The organism is Paenibacillus hamazuiensis (genome assembly GCF_023276405.1).
Classification (GTDB): Bacteria; Bacillota; Bacilli; order Paenibacillales; family NBRC-103111; genus Paenibacillus_AF; species Paenibacillus_AF hamazuiensis.
Genome location: NZ_JALRMO010000001.1, coordinates 6,029,797 through 6,049,620, shown reverse-complemented (window position 1 = coordinate 6,049,620; position 19,824 = coordinate 6,029,797). Strand labels below are relative to the sequence as shown.

12 protein-coding genes are annotated in these 19,824 nt (G+C 46.3%); all 12 read left to right on the top strand.

Features of this window, described 5'->3' with window-relative positions; translation table 11 throughout:
• Window positions 1-536 precede the first annotated feature (536 nt).
• Window positions 537-2,096 carry a hypothetical protein gene (locus MYS68_RS26170; protein WP_248928665.1) on the top strand — a complete coding sequence of 520 codons (1,560 nt, stop codon included), beginning with the start codon at window positions 537-539 and terminating at the stop codon, window positions 2,094-2,096.
• A 31-nt stretch (window positions 2,097-2,127) separates the two neighbouring features.
• Window positions 2,128-3,009, top strand: coding sequence for a DNA adenine methylase (locus MYS68_RS26165; protein WP_248928664.1), 882 nt, complete (start codon window positions 2,128-2,130; stop codon window positions 3,007-3,009).
• A 261-nt stretch (window positions 3,010-3,270) separates the two neighbouring features.
• Window positions 3,271-6,033, top strand: a complete 2,763-nt coding sequence (locus MYS68_RS26160) for an MrcB family domain-containing protein (protein WP_248928663.1) — start codon at window positions 3,271-3,273, stop codon at window positions 6,031-6,033.
• A complete protein-coding gene (locus tag MYS68_RS26155) occupies window positions 6,005-8,416 on the top strand; it encodes a restriction endonuclease-like protein (RefSeq protein ID WP_248928662.1) in 2,412 nt (803 codons plus the stop codon). Before MYS68_RS26160 ends, MYS68_RS26155 begins: the two co-directional genes overlap by 29 nt.
• A 364-nt stretch (window positions 8,417-8,780) precedes the next feature.
• Complete coding sequence (locus tag MYS68_RS26150) at window positions 8,781-9,146, top strand: hypothetical protein (protein WP_248928661.1); 366 nt, start codon at window positions 8,781-8,783, stop codon at window positions 9,144-9,146.
• A gap of 185 nt (window positions 9,147-9,331) precedes the next feature.
• Entirely contained in the window at window positions 9,332-10,978 is a 1,647-nt protein-coding gene (locus MYS68_RS26145) for an IS1634 family transposase (protein WP_248924599.1), read from the top strand.
• Between the two features lie 565 nt (window positions 10,979-11,543).
• Window positions 11,544-11,663, top strand: coding sequence for an ATP-grasp domain-containing protein (locus MYS68_RS39145; RefSeq protein ID WP_420852162.1), 120 nt, complete (start codon window positions 11,544-11,546; stop codon window positions 11,661-11,663).
• A 185-nt stretch (window positions 11,664-11,848) separates the two neighbouring features.
• Complete coding sequence (locus MYS68_RS26140; RefSeq protein ID WP_248928660.1) at window positions 11,849-12,697, top strand: GIY-YIG nuclease family protein; 849 nt, start codon at window positions 11,849-11,851, stop codon at window positions 12,695-12,697.
• Between the two features lie 284 nt (window positions 12,698-12,981).
• On the top strand, window positions 12,982-15,540 hold the full coding sequence (locus MYS68_RS26135; RefSeq protein WP_248928659.1) for a dynamin family protein: 2,559 nt from the start codon (window positions 12,982-12,984) through the stop codon (window positions 15,538-15,540).
• Between the two features lie 24 nt (window positions 15,541-15,564).
• Window positions 15,565-16,158, top strand: coding sequence for a prominin family protein (locus MYS68_RS26130; protein WP_248928658.1), 594 nt, complete (start codon window positions 15,565-15,567; stop codon window positions 16,156-16,158).
• Between the two features lie 14 nt (window positions 16,159-16,172).
• Window positions 16,173-18,002: a dynamin family protein gene (locus tag MYS68_RS26125; RefSeq protein ID WP_248928657.1), complete on the top strand. Its 1,830-nt coding sequence runs from the start codon at window positions 16,173-16,175 to the stop codon at window positions 18,000-18,002.
• A complete protein-coding gene (locus MYS68_RS26120) occupies window positions 17,999-19,819 on the top strand; it encodes a dynamin family protein (RefSeq protein ID WP_248928656.1) in 1,821 nt (606 codons plus the stop codon). Before MYS68_RS26125 ends, MYS68_RS26120 begins: the two co-directional genes overlap by 4 nt.
• Window positions 19,820-19,824 lie beyond the last annotated feature (5 nt).

Below are 19,824 nucleotides of genomic sequence, written 5' to 3'. Positions count from 1 at the left end.
TTTCATGAATACTTTGTAAGTGAGAACCATAAACTTTAGTGTAAGAATATCTAGCCGAAAGGCACGGCTTTTGTTTTACAAAAGCATTCTCTAACTTTACTGGGTGACCTCAGATGTTGAGGTCACTTTTATCTGTTTATGGCTATGTGTATCGGTGAATACAGCCACATCTTAATTATTTTCTACCGTCAGCACTCATCCCATGTGGATAGTGTGGCGGTGTTGGTCTAATAGGGGTTTGGGTGAGAGGCAATAGATTTGGGGCGAAAGGGGACGCAATATGTCGCGTTCCCCTTTTTTTGTAAACATGCTTATCGATTATAGTGTACTTAAGCAGTTTAAGATATTTAGAGGGATCCATACCACAAGTGACGGCGAAAATTTGGAATAAGGAACGAGTAAAATCTACAAATTAGACAAAAATCTATTACTTCTACGTCGATTGCTGTAGGGACTTGGACCTATTCGGCTGTTTTTGTGGTATTATTTGAATATGAAGGATTTGGTTAAATTACCAGTGAAGGGAGTAGATCGACATGAAATCTAAAGTTGTTAAAATTAACGACCTATTTATAAACGAAGAAAATCCTAGAGATGAGCCCCAAGAAAACGAAGCAGCAGCAGTAAAAATTTTGTTTAAGAAGGGTAGCGAACAGAAACTACTTAACTTAATGAAATCAATTGCACAGTATGGTTTTGAAATTTCTGAAAGAATAATAGTGGTTGAACATGAAGCTCCGAATAAATACCTAGTTATGGATGGTAATAGACGTATTACATGTATTAAGCTATTAAATAATCCCGACTTTTTACCTCTAGATATAGACAAGAGAGAATCCTTAATAAAAAGAATTAATAAAATCAAAAAAGATTTTGATTATACTCCAATAGCTTCCGTTGATTGCGTTGTGTATGATATTCCAGCAGAAGAAGACCAAATGAAAAGAACTATACAAAACAAGCATATCGGTCAGAATAAAGGAGTTGGTCGTCTTCAATGGGACTATAAAGCTCAAAACAGATTTACGAATAATGATTACAAAATATATTTAGTAAACTATTTAGATAACTTGCTCAAAGTTGAAAGGTCCCTTTCTACAATGGAGCGTATATTTGGCGATCCGGATTTGCGTAGTCATTTAGGGATTGTAATTGATAAGAAGATACCAGAAATAATACTAGAAAGTGCAGAAAGCGAAAAGAAAATTTTATATATCCTTCAATTATTGAAAGACAAAAAGATTACAGTTAGTGATGTCTACTACAAAGTCGATCGGGAGAATTTTTATCAGACATACTTCATTGATAGTGAAGAATGGAAAAATAGCAATCCTGACGAATCATCTGATCCGGAAGTACTTACTCCAGAGAATATTGATGAATCAAGTAACGAGCCCAGGACTAAAAGTTCGGAGGTTACCGAAGAAACAGCAGCAGCAAAGGAACACGGCTCAAAAGAAGAATTAACACCTACAGATTCTAATGAAATGAAAGAAGAACAAGGATCAGTATCTGGACCAGGAGCAAATGGCCCCGAGAATGCTAAAGATAATTCCAGATCGGAAGAAGAACTTCAGGAAGAGGATGTAGCAACAATCAATGCTTCTACCCAATCGCAGCCTGATCCTCAAGACAACATTAAGCAACAAAAGCCAGAAAATATTTCGTTTTTGTTTCAGGGGATTATTTACAAAGGAAATCACCCTGGAATAAAAAGAGCATTATTTGAACTACATAGAACAAGGGTATCAACCTATACTTTGAGTGCGACTTATCTGACTAGGACATTATTGGAATGTACTTTGCAAGAGTATTTAATAAAGAACAATTTATTTTCCTTGTGGAGAAATCCGGCTAAAGATCCATCATTAACCGATTTACTAAATTACTGTGTTACAAATGGTACTTTTCAAGGTATAAATCAAAATTATCAAAGAACGATAAATATGGCCCATGCAAAAAAGGATCATGACGAATTGAATTCCGTGACACACGGAAAATATAATTTGCCTTCTACAGATGCCTTATGGGATATTGAAAGAAGGTGGAGAATAATAATGAAATATATGGTGGAGAATCTAAACAATAATCCGTAAGTGAACATTAGAAGATTAGAAGGGGAATATAATGCCAACAACTTTGTCTCCTCTACGGTATCCTGGTGGAAAATCGCAGATGTCGGACTTCATATATCAATTATTAATTAGTAATAATATTTCTAATGGTATCTACATTGAGCCCTTTGCTGGAGGGGCAGGAATAGCAATGGATTTATTACTTAAGAAAAGAGTATCTAGGGTTGTAATTAACGATTTTGACATAGCAATTTATGCTTTGTGGTACTCCATTCTAAATTATACTGGTGAATTTATTGAATTGATTTTAGAAACACCTGTTAATATGAAGGAATGGTATAAGCAAAAGGATATTTATTCAAATAAAGATAATACAAGACTGTTGGATCTAGGGTTTTCTACGTTTTTTCTAAACCGTACAAACAATTCAGGAATTATTACAGGTGGACCAATAGGGGGACATGATCAAACAGGTGAATATAAAATTGATTGTCGCTTCAATAAACCGAATCTTATTAAGAAAATTTCAGATATATCGAAACACAAAGAAGCTATTACTTTATTCAATATGAACGCAGTGGACTTCATTGAGGAAGTAATTAAAGAGAATATGGATGAAAATAAAACATTTATATTTTTCGATCCACCTTACTATAAACAGGGAAAAAACCTTTACACAAATTTTTTTAATCATAACGATCATCAAGAATTAGCTAAATGTATACTAGACTTAAGTGACTACCATTGGATTACTACATATGATTATGAAGACGCAATCTTAGAACTTTACGATGATTGTCCCACAAAATTATACAGTCTTCAGTACTCGGCCAGAAACTCTAGAAAAGAGAAGGAGTACTTATTTCATAATAAGAAAACAATTGTCGAATCCTTTGATAAAGTAATTTTTGAAAACAGTTTAATCACTAAATAACTTGTTCAGTGTTATCCCTAAGCTATTACTGATGGTGCACATTTATCATCATTAATTATAAGCAAATTTGCTGTAGATCAATAAAGTAACGTTTTAGGTACATATATTGACCACATCCTTCTGGCTTATTAAAACACAAACAACCGATCCTAATTATTATTAAGATCGGTTGTTTGTTTCCAAGCTGCAAACATACTAAGGCGTTATGATGAGAAGTACGCACCTGTACAGGCTATGTCAGTTTTCCAAAAAGGTGATCCAATGAGCTTACCCAAAGAATTATCAAACATCTTTCAAAACAAGCAAAAATCCTACAAAATGGTGCTAATCCTTGCCTTACTAAGTGAAATGAACGAGGCAGGCCAGCGACTGATATCATTCCCAAAGATGAAGGTGCGATTCCTAGCCCAGCTCCGAGACAGGGAGAAACAAGGCCTCCCCGTCGATCTACCTCCCGAAAAAATGGCTACTCGATGGGAGAACATGACGGATAGTCAAGTCCAGCAGGTCATAAGCACCCCGATCTCTGTATTATCAAGCATACTGGAGTACGATCCTAATCAGCAAACTATTGGCTTTAAGGATCAGTTGTACCAAAGCTGGGGAGAGAACGTGCTGGTTGAGCTGCAAGATTATGCAATTCAGGAGCTTGAGAATTACTTTAGTCAGTTCAAGACTACCCCGAACTTCTCGCTGAAACAAGCGCTTTCGGAAATCATGTCGACCTATTTACAAGCCAAAAGGGAGACTTTTGCAGGCCATAAATTAGGAAGCCTTGTGAGACAATCGATTCCTGACACACTTAGAAACGTTCCTTTCATGAACGAAGAACTAAAGATTCAAGGTTCCGTAGGACAAGGCAATTGGGCAACGATTCCGTGGATCGCCATTATGGATCGTAGGATCACGGAAACGACACAACAAGGTGTTTACATAGTATATCTATTTTCAGAAAACATGGAGTCTGTTTATTTAACCATCATGCAAGGAGTAACCGTCCCCCTTAGGGAAAAAGGTAGGTCGGAAGGTTATAAGTACCTAAAGCAAAAAGTACAAGAGATTCGTGAGCAGCTGCCCTTAGCAGGAATGCAGATGGATGACGGCATCTACCTGACAAGTGGTGGTTTGGGCCAGGATTATCAGGTATCTACTGTAGCTTATTACCGCTACGACAAAGACCAAATCCCTGAAGATGAGCAGCTTTACTCCGACTTGAACAATATGGTTCAGAATTATAAGCAATATGTAGAAAATCAAGTGAATCTAGCAGTTGGCGATTCCGACGAAAACGGAAGCTTTAGATACACCATTGCCAATATATACCTGGGACAAGGTATCCTAAAATATTTGAAGGATCATTATCCATTAAGATTATCCGTCGATGTTCTGATTGCCAATCAGTCCAAGGTACTTATCTCTGGGGATGATGTGAAGTACCCGCGGCAGCGTATTACCCATATCGGGCGAGCATTAGGTGAGTTTGGTCTTATCGAATATGAGCAGCATCATTATTCCTTGACCCCGTTCGGAGAGGAGTACGTTAAGGAATTTAACGATAACATCTGGGAATTGACGGATCATCAGATTGAGTTGCTTCGAGCCCAGATTAGGAATGAGCAGACCCAGACTCCATTAATTAAGAGCATTAACCAAGCTATTCATATCGTTAAAGAACTTAATACGTTTACGTTGCAAGAATTTATCCCGAGATTTACACAGAGTATCCATACGCAAGAGTCCTGGGGAGAAGTGACCCAGCAGCATAAATCGATGTTTATGCTGAATTGGTTAGAGACGCTGAAGTTCGTTGCAAAAACAGGCAGCCAATATCGTTACATAGATGATGAGGAGCAACCTCTCGTGGACACCTTGACGGTAAGTGAACGATTGGAATACGTCAAAAACTACATAAAACACAAGGGGTTTAGCTACCCTGACGGATTAATCGAGAACTTTTATTTATCTCTAAGATCCAAACCCTTCGTGATTCTGGCGGGCGTGTCGGGAACCGGGAAAACCAAGCTCGTCAAACTGTTCGCAGAGGCTATGGGGGCAACATCGGCAAATCGCCAATTCACGTTAATTCCGGTGCGTTCGGATTGGAGTGATCCTTCGGATCTGCTGGGGTATAAAGATCTATCAGGGGTATTCCGTCCGGGGGCGTTGTCTGAAGTGCTTGCTCAGGCTATCCAGCCTGCTAATCGGCATAAGATTTACTTTATCTGCTTAGACGAGATGAACTTGGCGAGGGTAGAGCATTATTTTAGCGATGTACTGAGTGTTATCGAAACGCAAGAGTGGCAAAGGGATCGGATCATCACGGCTCCATTAATTCAAAAAGAATCACTGACGACCGAAGAGGATAAGCGAGTTTACGGGAATTTGTACATCCCGGATAACGTTTTTCTCATCGGTACGGTAAATATGGACGAAACGACGCACCCGTTCAGTAAAAAGGTTCTGGATCGAGCCAATACGATCGAGTTCAACTATATCCAGTTAGATCAGTACCCCGATCTGACTGAAGAGCAGGAAGATCAAGCTCCCACTGCAGTAGCGAGCAGCTTTTTGCGGAGTGATTATTTGCAGCTTGTCGATGTGTATCAGGAATATAAGGATTTGATCGAAGAAACAACATCGGTTCTCGTCCGGGTGAATGCGATTCTAGAGGATATTCATTCCCATGTGGGGTTTCGGATTCGGGATGCCGTTTGCTTTTACATGGTCTACAATGAACGGTTCCAACTGCTGAGTAAAGAAGCGGCATTGGATATGCAATTGCTGCAAAAGATTTTGCCTCGCGTTCAAGGGAGCAGTTCCTCTGTGAAGAGGGTGTTGTTGCAGTTGATGCAAATCGCCACAGGGCGGCCCCTTCCTCTGCAAAACTTGATGGAAGATTCATCGGAGCTGTACCAATCGGAGGATAGGATCAGAGACGCGAAATATCCGAAAAGTGCTAGGAAAATCGCCTTCATGCTGCGGAGGTTAGAAGAAGATGGCTTCACTTCCTACTGGCTCTCTTAATCAAAGCGTTGAGCTACTGCGGATAGAGACGAATTTGTTCAACCTGTATTTGCAAGGAAAGCCGTTTCATCCGACCGTGGAGACGCTACATCTACATAGACAAGATAACGGCTGGGTGGAAGCGAGTTTCCATGCCTCCGAAATCGGGCCAACGGTCCAGATTGAACGAGTATCGATGTTTTCGCCTATGGAAGATAAGCTTGTGCCGTGGAGTGCGGGGGCCCCGGGCTTTCCTGTTTTTTTCGAGACTCAGTCGTATGAGTTAGTTATTGAGAAGAAAGAGGAGTGCTCGCTCACTTTCCATCATGACAATGTTCATCTTAGGCAATCGGTTAGATCTCTGGGGAAAATGATATTATCCGGCATCTTGAACTTTCAAAATGAGGTGGGTCTTACCGAGCTGGAGATTCGTCTTGAAGGTGCGCCTGTATTTCGGCTTCAACTGGAAATTTTCCCGACCAAGATGGATTACAAGAACGATTACCAAGCGATCTTAAACGATGTGAATGAACAAATTTACAATCTTTCGTTCGATTTTCTCAGAAAAACGTTCCATCTTACTGGCTTAAAGGAGACCCGGCACCAGAGCTTGACGGAGTTTTTCGCTATTCTACAGCATATTTTTGATCAGCTCGTTCAGGCAGTGGAGCGCATTAAAATGTCGCCGCATTCGAAGCTGCAGGTGGAAAATCGGCTTATGGAAGCTTCGCGGGTAAAAAAAGCGGGTAGGGAAAACGTCGCCTTCTTGACTAAACGCCCTCATCTTCTCGTTCGGGACGATCAGTCTGGGTTTATTCCTGTTGGGAGCGGAAGTTTCCGACCGACACATGCATTGGAGTCGAAAAGGCATGTTGACTTCGATACGGCGGAGAATCGATTTGTAAGGTGGGTGCTGGTTCGGATTCAGCAGAAGCTGAGGGACCTTAAGGTTCGCTTGGAACAAAAGGGCCGTGCTGACGATCCGATGCTGGCAAGGAAGCTAGCGCTTATGCAAGGTCAGTTGCATCGTCTCCTGAAGCATGACTTTTTGGATGTTGGCGAAATGAAGCATATGACCGTTTCGTTGGTGCTTCAGATGGCACCAGGCTACCGAGACGTATATCGAAACTACTTGATGCTAATGAAGGGCCTATCGATTCAGAGCGATCTGTTCCGATTGTCGATGAAGGATTTGGCGCAGCTGTACGAATACTGGTGTTTCCTGAAAATCCACCATCTGCTTAGCAAGAAATATGAACTGGTGAAGCAAGATATCATCCGGGTGAACCGGACAGGGTTATTTGTTACTTTGGATAAATCGCAGAAGGCGAAAATGGTGTACCGGAACCCGCGTAACGGAGAGGTGTTTACGCTTTATTACAACGCCTTGCCTAGTGAGGACAGAAGGACAACAACGACTAGTCAGCGGCCGGACAACGTGCTCACTTTAAAGAAAAACGATGCCGCGGTGGAGTACAAGTACATTTTTGATGCGAAATATCGGTTGAATCCGGCCTACGAAGGCACTCCTTATCATGAGAAGTATCATGCTCCGGGGCCGGAGGAAGATGACATTAACACGATGCATCGTTACCGCGATGCGATTGTGTACTTGGATGGTCAGGGCAAAGAGTTCGAGCGAAGTATGTTCGGGGCATATGTGCTTTTTCCGTATCATGATGAGGAGGCGTTTCAAGGGCATCATTTCTACAGAAGTATTGAGCTCGTAAATGTCGGGGCGTTTCCGTTTTTGCCGCAGTCGACTTCGCTGATAGAAAAGTTTTTGGATGAGATCATCTTGGATAGTCCGGAGAAGGCATTTGAACGCTCAACTCAGCCGCGGGGAACGAAGGAGTATTACCGGAATAAGCTGTCTGGTAAAAATATGGTGATCGGTTCGCTGAGTAAGTCGGAGCAGCTCGATGCTGCGCTTCGGTTTAAGTTTTACCATACACCGCTTAAGAACATTACCGACCATCGAGTGCTAACTCAGCTAGAGTATGTGGCTTTGTATCAATCGATCCAAATGTTTGGTCGCCAAGGCAACGTTGGTATCACCTATTACGGGAAAATCAAGGAGTGGAAGGTCGTTCCACGCAAAGCAATTACGCATATTCCATCGAGTAGAGGAGCTACCGATGAGCTGTACGTGGTTTTTAGCGTGGAAGAATGGCTGTCTCGCGAGAAGCCAATTGTCCCTGGGGGACATGGGATTCATCGGCTGCTGTATACCTCAAAGTATAGCTTCGATTTGGCTAAAGAGGTGGCGGAGCTGCGCCTGGATAGCGAGGAGCAGCTGAAGGAGTGGCGTCAGAAGCGACGTCTAGGTGCGGTCAAGGTGAAGTTGGATCGCGAGTATGTGGATTTGGCGCGGCAGGTGGTAGGGATTGAGGTTGAGACTTAAGAGCGGGTATTACATATCCATGATTTCATTTACAATGCGTTGTCGTTTTGGTATTGACCCAGAATTATGTAATATTCAATCCGATGAACTTGTCATTTACGATGTGGAACTGTCCGAATTTATTGACCGTCAGCTACTGCGGATTAAAGCGGAGTCCGTTCTAGTCCGTTCCTGCTCTTAGCGCACAGGTGGTCGAGAATATTCATGAGAAATTGCGTTCAGCGAACATTGAAGACCCTGCGGTTAGAAGTCGACATGTCGAGATGATAAAGGGTTGCAAAACATGAACTCATGATTAGTAAGATTCAGGGTACGGTCCAATTAGCAACGGCTACTTCTTAAGAGTGAAAGGAGAAACTTGCGGATGGCTAGAAGAAATAAGAATTCGATTTCGATGTTTTTGGTAAGTTTTTTAGGTTTCTTGATGATGTGTAAAGTGTTCGTTTGGGTACTGGAAAGTCAAATTATGCATGTTCCTATACGTATACCTGAGCTCGATTATGCGATCGTTGTTGCACTGTTGGCATTGTTGCTAAGGGTGGGATTTGTGTTGTGGGTGGCCCAGCGGAAGAAAGCCGCGGGAAAGGGAGATGAGAATCTTTCCTCGGCGACGAGCTTTCCCGATCCGAGCGATCTTAATATGTGTGTGGTGTGCAAGAAAACGGTGAGTGAGAAGGTTAAGCAGTATTGCTTGAATCGTCCTGACCGATTTACCCGGGTTCGACAGTAACCCTCGAAAAGTAGGCACCCTTTTGGGTGCTGTGGACAACTGAAATCCAGATTTGACGCGGCTTTTCGGACTTTTCCACAGGCACTACGACGCGAAAAAATCCAAAAAACTGTAGGCACTAAATTTTTGTGGATAATTAGATATTTTTGTTGCATTTCTTGTAGTATATATTATATCCTGTAGATATGTATATACGAACAATCTCTCGTAAAAATAAAAACGGTTCGATCACCCGTTACGTACAGCTCGCCCATAATGAGCGAAATCCTGTGACCGGAACTCCACAAGCGAAAGTCCTGTACCATTTCGGCCGCGCTGACGAACTGGACATGGAGGGCTTGAAACGTCTTGCCGCCAGCATCCACCGTTTTATTGGCGAGCCGCAAGCGCCCTCTCCATCTTCAGCGCAACCCGCTTCGGTTACGCTCCTTAGCAGTCGTTCGCTGGGCGGCGTATGGCTGCTCGATCAACTTTGGAAGAAGCTTGGTATCGGCGAAGCGATTACACGACGACTTGCCGACCGGGAATACCGCATGCCGGTTGAACGCGCCATCTTTGCCATGGTGGCCAATCGGGCGCTGGCACCAAGCAGCAAGCTGGCGATTGAAGATTGGGTGGATCGTGAAGTGGTCATCCCGGACCTTCCGGCGTTTGACGTGCAGCATGGCTACCGGGCAATGGATTTTCTGCTCACGTCGGAAGAAAGCATCCAGCGTGAAGTGTTCCATACGGTAGCGGATTTGCTGAATCTGGAAGTCGATCTGCTGTTCTTCGACACGACCTCCACGTATTTTGAGACGGAAGAGGACGACGAAGACGATTTTCGCAAAACCGGTTATTCGAAAGACCATCGCCCCGACCTTCCGCAGGTGGTCATCGGTTTTGCTGTCACGCGTGAGGGCATCCCGATTCGTTGTTGGGTGTGGCCGGGCAATACGTCGGATATGAACGTTGTGCCGCAGGTGAAAAAGGATCTGATCGGGTGGAAACTCGGGCGTGTGATTACCGTCGTCGACCGCGGTTTCTCCTCCGAAGACAATCTGCGCGTACTGCAACAGAGCGGCGGCCACTACATTGCCGGGGAGAAGATGACGTCGGGCAAGCCGACCGTCGAAGCGGCACTCGCGCATCCGGGACGTTTCAAAACGATCCGAGACAACCTGGAGGTCAAGGAGATCGTCGTGGGGGATGGCGAAGCGCGCAAGCGATACGTGCTCGTTCGCAATCCGGAAGAAGCAAAGCGGGATGCCGCCCGGCGCGAAGCGCATCTGGAGCAGCTGCGCACGGAGCTTGCCCGGTTGAAGGAACTGGACGGCGAAGCGCATACCGGGGCACACTGCCGTCTACACAGCCATCCGACGTACAAACGGTATCTCAAGACCGACAAGCGCGGCAATCTGCGTATCGATCTGGCCGCCGTCAAAGCGATGGAGCATCTGGACGGCAAATACTTGCTGCGCACCTCTGACGACACCTTGTCCACGGAAGACGTGGCACTCGGGTACAAGCAATTGCTTCAGGTGGAAGCAGCGTTTCGGACACTCAAGCAATCGCTGGAACTGCGGCCGGTCTACCACCGGAAAGAAGAACGGATTCGCGCACATGTCCTGCTTTGCTGGCTGGCCTTGATGCTCATCCGGATTGCAGAAAACCAAACCGGTCAAACGTGGCGCGAGATTCGTTCGCTCATGCAGACGCTGCATCTGGTTGAGTACCGTTTGGATGGTGGAAAGCTGCGGCAACGGACGGAATTAACGGACGAACATCGGGCAATTGTTTCGGCCTTGCAAATCGCAGAACCCCAGCAAATATGGGATATTTCGCTCTCTTGACCCCCAAAAGATGTAGGCACCACACGTAGTTATCCACAACTGCCGCATCCCTTGTCCCGCTTGGGTTTGAGACGGATTGTGCATCTACCGACTGTCGAACCCGGGTGTACATTTATGTTGCAATCTGCGCTTGATTAAATTTTACTCCCCGTCCCTCAACGCCCAGGGGAACATATGTATAAAATCCGATATATTCTGAACGTGTGGTTAGTAACCTACTGAAGAATAGTGCTGTGTTGTGATTCAGGAAAGACGACAAGAACTTGTCCGAATCGTCTCTTCGGTGGTCGCTACAATTGCATTATTTCTTTGGAATAGCCCTCTCCCCCTGAGCATATTAAAATTGAGTTAATCATTAAATGATTTATAGGCTAGAGGATAATTTAAAAAAAGGGTGTTGTGTGATGCGTGAAAAGAGTACAGGACGACGGAGTAAAAAAGGCTCGGATCTGAGTAATCGAACGAATCCGATATGATTCAGTTGAGGTGGACTATCAACAAGAGATTCCTAATTTCGACTCTTTTATAGATTTAGCAAAGGGTGTAGCTAGTCAGTTTTTTTACGATGGATATCGCCAAAACCACGAGCGGAGAATGGACGGTTATTGAGATAGGGGATGGGCAGGTCTCAGGGCTTCCGAGTCATGCGGACGCGGAACAGTTTTATAAATCGATATTGGGATGAAGGGTTTGAAGCTTACGTTGCTGCTAATTATAGATTCCGCCTTGATTCTTATGAAGTTATTAAGATAAAATAGACGGATGCCTTCTGGAGGGTATCAGCTACAATCAAGAATCGGAACGAAGTATTTTGAAAATATGGAAGTAGAACCGGAAAGCATCTTAAGCACAACAAAGGAGGAAACCCTCGTGAATCTAACCCAATTCGCTCGTTGGCATGGCCTGCCAAGCGATAAAAGAGTTAAGGTCGTTAAACATAAAACAGGCGAAGTAGATTTGGAAAGACTCAAGCAATTGGATCTCATTGAATTTTATCAATCGCTGCAGAGCAAAGAAGTGTTTCGGGATTGCGATTATATTCTGTCATTTATCGGTGAAAGCGATAATCGATTTATCTTTATGGGTACTTATGAAGTAAAGGGAGTGGCACATTATGATCAGACTGCTCATGGTGTACCTGATAATTTTCCATATCCGGATTTCCTGGCGCAGCCTTTACATTACTACACCTTGCAAAAGGATTCATTTCTAGAGGAATACATGAATCGACTTGTCATTCATGATCCAAATCGGATCTGGCATCGTTGGTTAAATGAAGAAACGCCGATTCCTATCTTTGAAATTCGGCCGGAAGGTTTTGCCAAGCCTTTTCAAGGCTATGACGAGATTATGCTGCGTTATAACGAAATGAAGAAAATCATGGAACATCCGCATTCCAATCGGGTTTGGCACGATATGTTATCCCATGTAGCGGGAGTGTATTTGATTGTAGACCTGGTCGACGGTTCGCAGTATGTTGGAAGTGCCTATGGTGAGGAAGGGATATTGGGGCGCTGGAAGGTTTACGCTAGAAATCCGAGCGGCGGGAATGTTAAGCTTGCAGCGCTTTTAGCACAAGACCCGCTTCGCTATCTTCAATTTCAGTACACGGTCCTGCAGACCCTTCCGAAGACACTGACGATGCAAGAAGTGGTCGAGGTGGAAAATAAGTTTAAGCTTAAACTGGGGACACGCGCTTTTGGTCTTAATCTGAATTAGACGGAATGGGAAGAAGAATCCGGTTGCGTCAAGAACTTACAGAGCGATATTTCGCTTTGTAAGTTTTTTTATTTATATGCTCTCGAACGTACATTCTCTGACAAGGTGATGTCATTCATAGATGGTAAGATAGAAATACGAATTGCCTAGGTCATTTTTCCTACGGAAGTCAAATGAAACGGAGGAAATTGGATATAAATGTCGAATTTAAATCTGTACGAAGCATCTTACAAATCTTACAATGTATGATCCGAGTCGGAAGATGAAGAGTGGATGGAGATATTATGAGAGAACTGGACGTCATCAGTCAGATAGAGCAAATTTTGCAGCATTCGGATATTCCTAAGGCCTATGTGCAGGGCGACCTCGAGTGGATGGACAAGAGAGTAAAAACGTGGACAAGATCGAGCTGGCGCATCGGCGTGCTTGGGGTGACGAGCTCCGGGAAATCCACCTTGATTAATTCGCTGTGCGGCGAAGAGATTTTGCCCCAAGAAGCAAGACCGACCTCCGGGGTTCTTGTCTCTTGCAAGAAAAGCCCCGTCCGTAGGGCGACCATCATATATAAAGTCGGAACGACCGCTCAATTTACGGGAGAGCAATTAAATAAAGAAGTCATTGCCGATTATGCCGATGAATTGAAAAATCCCGGTAACGGCAAAAACGTCGACGAGATTTGTCTGGAGTTTCCAGATTTCTTGATAGGGCATGACGTTGAAATCGTGGATTCTCCCGGCCTTGATGCTTTTGGATTAGAGGGACATGAAGAAATAGCGCTGCGCCAGCTGGTTCCTACGGTGGATCTTGTTTTGTACGTGACAACAACTAAAGCTAACAGCGATAAGTCGAATTTGAACGCTCTCAATCAAATTGCTCTGGAGCATAAGCCGGTCATGGTCGTTCAGAATTTTATCGACTGCGTTACGAGTGAGGTGACTTCGGGGGGAGTTGTTCGGCGTTCCGTTCAAGAAGTGGAGAAACGATTGAGGGAACGCATGGAGAAGATTCTTCAAGAGACCGATAACAAGTCCCTCAGCCGGGCTCCGGTTTTTCAAATATCGGCACTGGAAGGCTTGAAATCCCAAGGTGCTCGGCTCATGGATCACTGGACCCAATCCAGACTGCAGCCGCTCATCGATTCGCTGCACGCCGTATGCAGGCAAATGGAAGATCAGCGATCGAGCCGGCGGTTGTCACAGCTGTTAAGGCATATCGATTCGATGAAAGAACGCATACAGGCTGATCTGACCACCTATCATCAGGATAAAGGCATTACCTCCGATGTGATTAACAGGTGGGATCAATTGAAAAAAGGGATCGAAGTTTACATCCGAAATTACGATCGCAAGTGCGAGCAAGTGGATCGTCTCTTTAAGGATGGCAGACTCCTGTTGAACTCACGGCTGGGGGAAATTCGTAAAAATTGGCTGCTGCGGGATGCTGAAAGCTTGGCCGAACACGAGATCCAAGCCGAGGCCAAGAAGCTGAAAGAAAGCGCCGTGAAGCTGCAGACGGACGTTTTTTCATCTATCGATTCCTCGGACGCGGTGGAGAAGAGAGTTCTGGATATCCTGAATCTGACTTATGAAGATGTTCGTTCGCACCGCCGAACTTTTGTACAGGACGACAAAGTCAAGATACATAAGGAAACCAAAACAAAGGTGACTACGTCGCAAAGGAAAAAGCCTAGTGGCTTCTTATGGTTGAAAAAAGCAGCGCGTTTCTTTACCGGAGAAAGCGACTATGAAACGGTCTACGAGGAAGAACAGATCGAAGTGGTTAACGTACGCAAGACGCTGGAGGAATTTCAAGCTTACGTGTCTTTGTTTGACGAACAACTGGCTTCTTATGTAACAAGCTGGAAGGCGGAGAAGGAGAAGAGGGTACATTTCATCCGGGAGGAGATGGCAAGAAAGAACGGGGTGATTGCCGCCAGGGCCAACAAACCAAAGGACGCCCGCGTCCTGGAATCGCTGCTTTCCCGATTGGGCGACATTGAGGAAGTCTGGTTCGGCAGGGCAAAGCAAACGGCCCAAGAACCGGCGGAGATGATTATAAAGGCGCCCGTTCAGGAACAGCCGGATCTGCCTTTGCGAACCATGCGTCTGAGTCAAGATCAATTGACCTACACCCAATCGCTCTTGTCCTTGGCGCACCGGCACAAAAGAGCTTATGCCCAAGCAATGATCAAAAAGGCTCTCGTCCGTCATGGGAACGATCCTGCAGCTTATAACCTGTGGTTTTTTGGCCGTGACGAGTTATGGATGGACCAAGCATTTTATTCGCTCTTTGGGACATATCCCGTTGGTGCGGCTTCCTTCAATACGTTCAAGCAGGTGAAAATAAGCACGGGCAGCTTGCCGTTCCAATATGCTTTTTTAACAACGAATGATCAGATCGAAGGGGACTTTTGGAAGGACGGCGCGGCAAAACCTTTTGGCCTCATCCAGCTTGATATCCATCAGCTCGGTTTGACGCGTAAAGTATTGAAAGGGCCGCTCATTTCCAAAGTGTTGAAGAACATGCCCGCAGTGTGGATGGTGCAATCGCTCAAGGAGTATCTCCACGATGCAGGGCTTTCCGAAGCGTATAAAAGCTACCGGGAGCTCATGGAATTCGCTTCGATTCCAAACCCCGTCTGCATCGTGGATCATGTCAATCCTATATACACCGCGTTGTTTCATACCGCCGATCAATTTATGTGGCATGCCGGAAAAGGAGAGGAGCAGGAAGCGTTATCCCTTCTGTTTACTATATTCCCGCAGCTGGATCATGCGGATACTCGAAACGAAGCGGGCCAATTTTTCAAAGAAGTCTCGTCGCTGCTCCGTGTACAAAACTGAACCCAGATAGAAAGGAACTTTTATATGAGCAACCAAACGAAAGACCCTATTACGATATTCGTAGACGAGGAAACCGAACGAATCTTAGGCGATCTGCAAAATGCCGTTCATAGCGGGATTGAAGAGGTTCTGCAGCAATCCAGGCTGGCGAAGCAGCGACAGCTGGAGGAATTGGAAGAGACCGTAAGCAGCTCGATTAAAGCCGCGGATCTCAATGGAGAGAAACGCTCGGAAAAAATTCAGAAGCTGCTTAAGGACTTTTCCGATCACCTGCAAACCGTCGTTCAGCAGCAATCGGCGGAAGGGACTAAGGCGAGCCAGGAGCTGATGGAGCGGGTTGAATCGGTCCGATCGGCTGTTGAAAGGGAATTGGCTGCGCTGTTGAACAAGCTGGAGGAGACGGAGCACAAGCTGGCGGTTATGAACGACAAAGTTAGCGAGCTGCAGACCTCCTACGAGAAGCAGCTATCCCGGTTAAACGACCGCTTGGAGGAACAAGCCAAGGAGTGGAGGAGCTACCGTGAGGAACAAGAGCTTCTTCAATCGGTTCCCGGGTTTTGGATGTTTTTCTTCGGCAAGCAAAAAGCTCTCGAGAAAGCCCGTAAACCTCAATCATAGAAGGAGACTTCGATATGCCATCCATTGCAGATCTGTTGAGCCAGGAAGAGTTAATTCGGACTATCCGCCAATCTTTGCCGGACGACTCGGCCAAAGAAGCGTTCGACCAGGCAGTCGCCAGCCGCAAACAAAGTGTAATCTCCAATAAATTCATTATTGCCGTATTGGGAATACAAGGTGCGGGAAAAAGCTCCCTGTTAAACGCGCTTGTCGTGGGGGACGATATTTTACCGGTGGAAGCCGATGAAACGACCTGCATCCCGGTCGAAATTCATAAGTGTATCGAAGGCGAACCGTGTTATATCGTGAAATTTAAGGACGGGCGTGAAACCAGCGCGCCTATTGACCGGGAGGAGTTAAACCGGCTCGTTAATCATGAATTTAATCCGAACAATCAGTTGGGGATTCATCATATTGAGCTGCACATCCATTCGCCTCTTCTGCGGCCGGATGTTGTGTTTGTGGACCTTCCGGGTGTGGCGAGTTTAAGTGCGGCGAACCAGGAAACGACGATGAAGTACATCATGTCGTGTTCGGCGGCGATCTTCTTGCTTAGAACCGTTCCTCCCATTACGCGGATCGAGTCGCTGTTTCTGCGGGCCGTATGGCCGCAATTGTCGAACGCCTACTTCGTTCAAAATTGGTGGGAAAACGAAACCAGACGCGAGCTGGAAGGAGGCATGAGCCATAATCACGGGGTTTTGACGAAAATTTCGAGCGAAATTGGCGTTCCATACAGCAGGGGAATTATGCCGGTCCAGATCAAAGACGCTGTCCTTGCCACTTATACCGAAGATAAGGCGCTGAGGGACCGTTCCGGCATCCCGGTGCTGGAGGAAACGATAGACAACAGTTTGCAGACCTGGTCGAAAGATGTCGTCTGGGACAACGTCGTATGGCTGGAGCAAAAGATTGTCGAGAGCATTCGGATCAACGAATTAATTGCACAGGATCTTCAAAAAAACGCGGATACCTCGAAAATGGAGCTCATGGAGCAGCAGCGTAAATTTGAGGAAGAACGGGAGACGATCAACAGCCGCTTCGACGAGCTGAAGGAGCAGTCGGAGCAGCTGGCAGGCGGCGTTCGAAAGATCATGTCCTCTTTTACGGACGATTTGGAGGATAAGGTCCTGCAGGCCATTAGCGGGAAGATCTCAACCGGGGTGTATGACGGGCATTACTTCGAAACGATCGTCACCGAGCAGCTTCAGGAGGCTCAATTAACGGTAATTAACGAGCTGCAGTTTCAAATTCAAGACGCGGCGAAAAAAATATTGGTGAACTTCGAGTCCATTCTAAAGCAGTTAAACGAGAGTAAGCCGGAATTTGATTTCGAAGTGAAATCCGAAGGCAGCTTTAAATTCGAAAGAACCATTCCTACCGTGGCCAGCTTGGGGCTTATGGCCGCCGCCCCGGTTCTGCTTGGCCTGCTCGTGTCCAATCCTGCCGGATGGGTGGTTGCAGGGGCCGTCGCCGTGGCGGGTCTGGTCGGGACCTTGCTCGGGTATTCCGTGAAGTCTACCATCGAGAACCGCAGGAAGGCCGCCGCGTTAAAGTCCGCCAAATCGATCGTAACCGAGGTGATGGAGCAGCTTCGGGATATGGTGAAACGGGAAACGAAGCAATACATGACTCGTCTTATTCAGGAGCTGGAGAAGCTGCTTGTCGACCAATTAAACCAAATCGAAGCCGAGTTTAATCAGCGCCGGGCTATTATCGATCAGAGCTTGCTGAATCATGATGCGCTGGTACGCGACACGAGTTTATCTCTGGAGATTTTACGGCGGGCGAAGGAAGCCGTCGACAAATTAAGTGTGACTGTAAGTGGGGAGGCCGTTTCGTGAGGGCATATGAATCAGAACGCGCGCAGCTTATTGCATCGACTCAACAGGCGATTCGGTTCGCGGGCCAAATCGGATATCCCACCATGCAAAGCGCGGCCGAACTGTTGTTGCAGAAGCTGAATCAACCCGCCTTGTATATGACGTTTGTGGGGCGAACGAGCTCCGGCAAAACGAGCCTCATCAACAGCCTGATCGGCGAGGAGCGGCTCAGAGTATCCGCGGCACCGACAACATCGATAGTGACCGAGGTCATAGGGGGCGCGAATACGGAAGATCAATATGCCATTGTACATAACGACGGGCAAGTTGAACAGATCACGCAGGAGCAATTTTATAGGCAGTTGGACGAACCCGTTTCCACTCTGCGCCGATTGCAGCACCGCACCCGGATTCAGCTTGAAGTGGAGGCGCATATCCTGGATACGCCGGGATATGACTCCATCTATGAGGAGCATTCCGAGGTATTAAATAATTTTATCCCCGAGGCCGATTATATAGTTTTCTGCGTGATGTACCGCAGCGGGATGCTGGAAGCCGATAAACGATTTCTCGAGCTGCTGCATGAGGTTTTTCATCATGACCTGCCGCCGGTCGTCCTTGTTATCAACCGGGTGCCCGCCGGATCGGGAGAGTCGGATCGCCGGGTTAAGGAGATTCAAGATCATGTCCGGTCGTTAATCCGAATGGAAGTGAACACCTTCCTGGTGGAAGAGCAAGGGGAAGCTTCCGTACCGGAAGCGGTCCATTTGTGGCAGTGGTTGGCTCAAGAGGCGAGCTCCGACATGCGAATGAGGCAGTGGCTGGAACGGGCCAAGCTGGTCCTGGAGTCGATCTACGAGAATTTGGCAAGCGCCGCGGAAACCAAGCGGCACATGGTTCAGCTGGATCAGGAGCAGAAGCGAATGCTGGAAGAGGAGATCCACCAGCTCCGGGACAAGCAAAAAAATATTCATGCGCTGGTACAGCGGCGCAGGGGTGAATTAATCTCCGAGCTGCAGGCACATGTTGCCCGGGAAGAATCGGCTATTGCCGACACATGCAGCAAACATATCGCGGCTTCGAATCGGTGGACGCAAGGAAGCGACTGCAGCGCCTTCATTCAAGCGCATGTCTTGCCGAGGGAGGCTGCGCTTGCTTGCAAGAGAACGGCTGAGCTCATGGTCGACCGGCTGGAAAAGCTGAATCGGGAAATGGAGGACCTGGCCAATACGGCCATAGGTCATTACAAGCGGAGTGTAACCCTGATTTCGGACAAGTTTGAGAAGCTGAAGACCAACGTAATGAAAGGTGTATTAAACGAAGGGATGAAGCATGTCGCCTTCCAGTTTTTTCGGCAATTCGGCGGCCGCGGCGGAGCCGGAGCGGGAGTCGCCAACTTCGGCAAAATGGCGTTGAAGCACGTCGGCAAATTGTTTAACAAAACATTTTCGCGCCAGACCCATAATCAGGTGGCTCAGATCCTGGCCAAGCTCGGCCTCACCAGCACGAAAGTATTGGGCAATGTGGTGGCCGTTTTGATCGAGATCGGATTTTACCTGTGGGATGTGGCTACTTGGCAGGGGAAACTGGATAAGAAACTGCGAACCTCTTTGCGGAAATGGTCGGAGGAATTTAATCCGCAGGTGGCCGGCGAGCTTGACCTATCCATCAAGGAAACGATGGCGCTCGTGGATGAACATTTTGACGAGACCTGCAAGGAGCATGAAGAGTTGCTGAAGTCCAGCCTGGCCGGCGATGCGGGCGCTTTGGACGGATATGAGCAGCTCCGCAATCGGATCGAACAAGAGCGGCAGCGTGTGGCCGCTATATTAAGCTGAAGGAG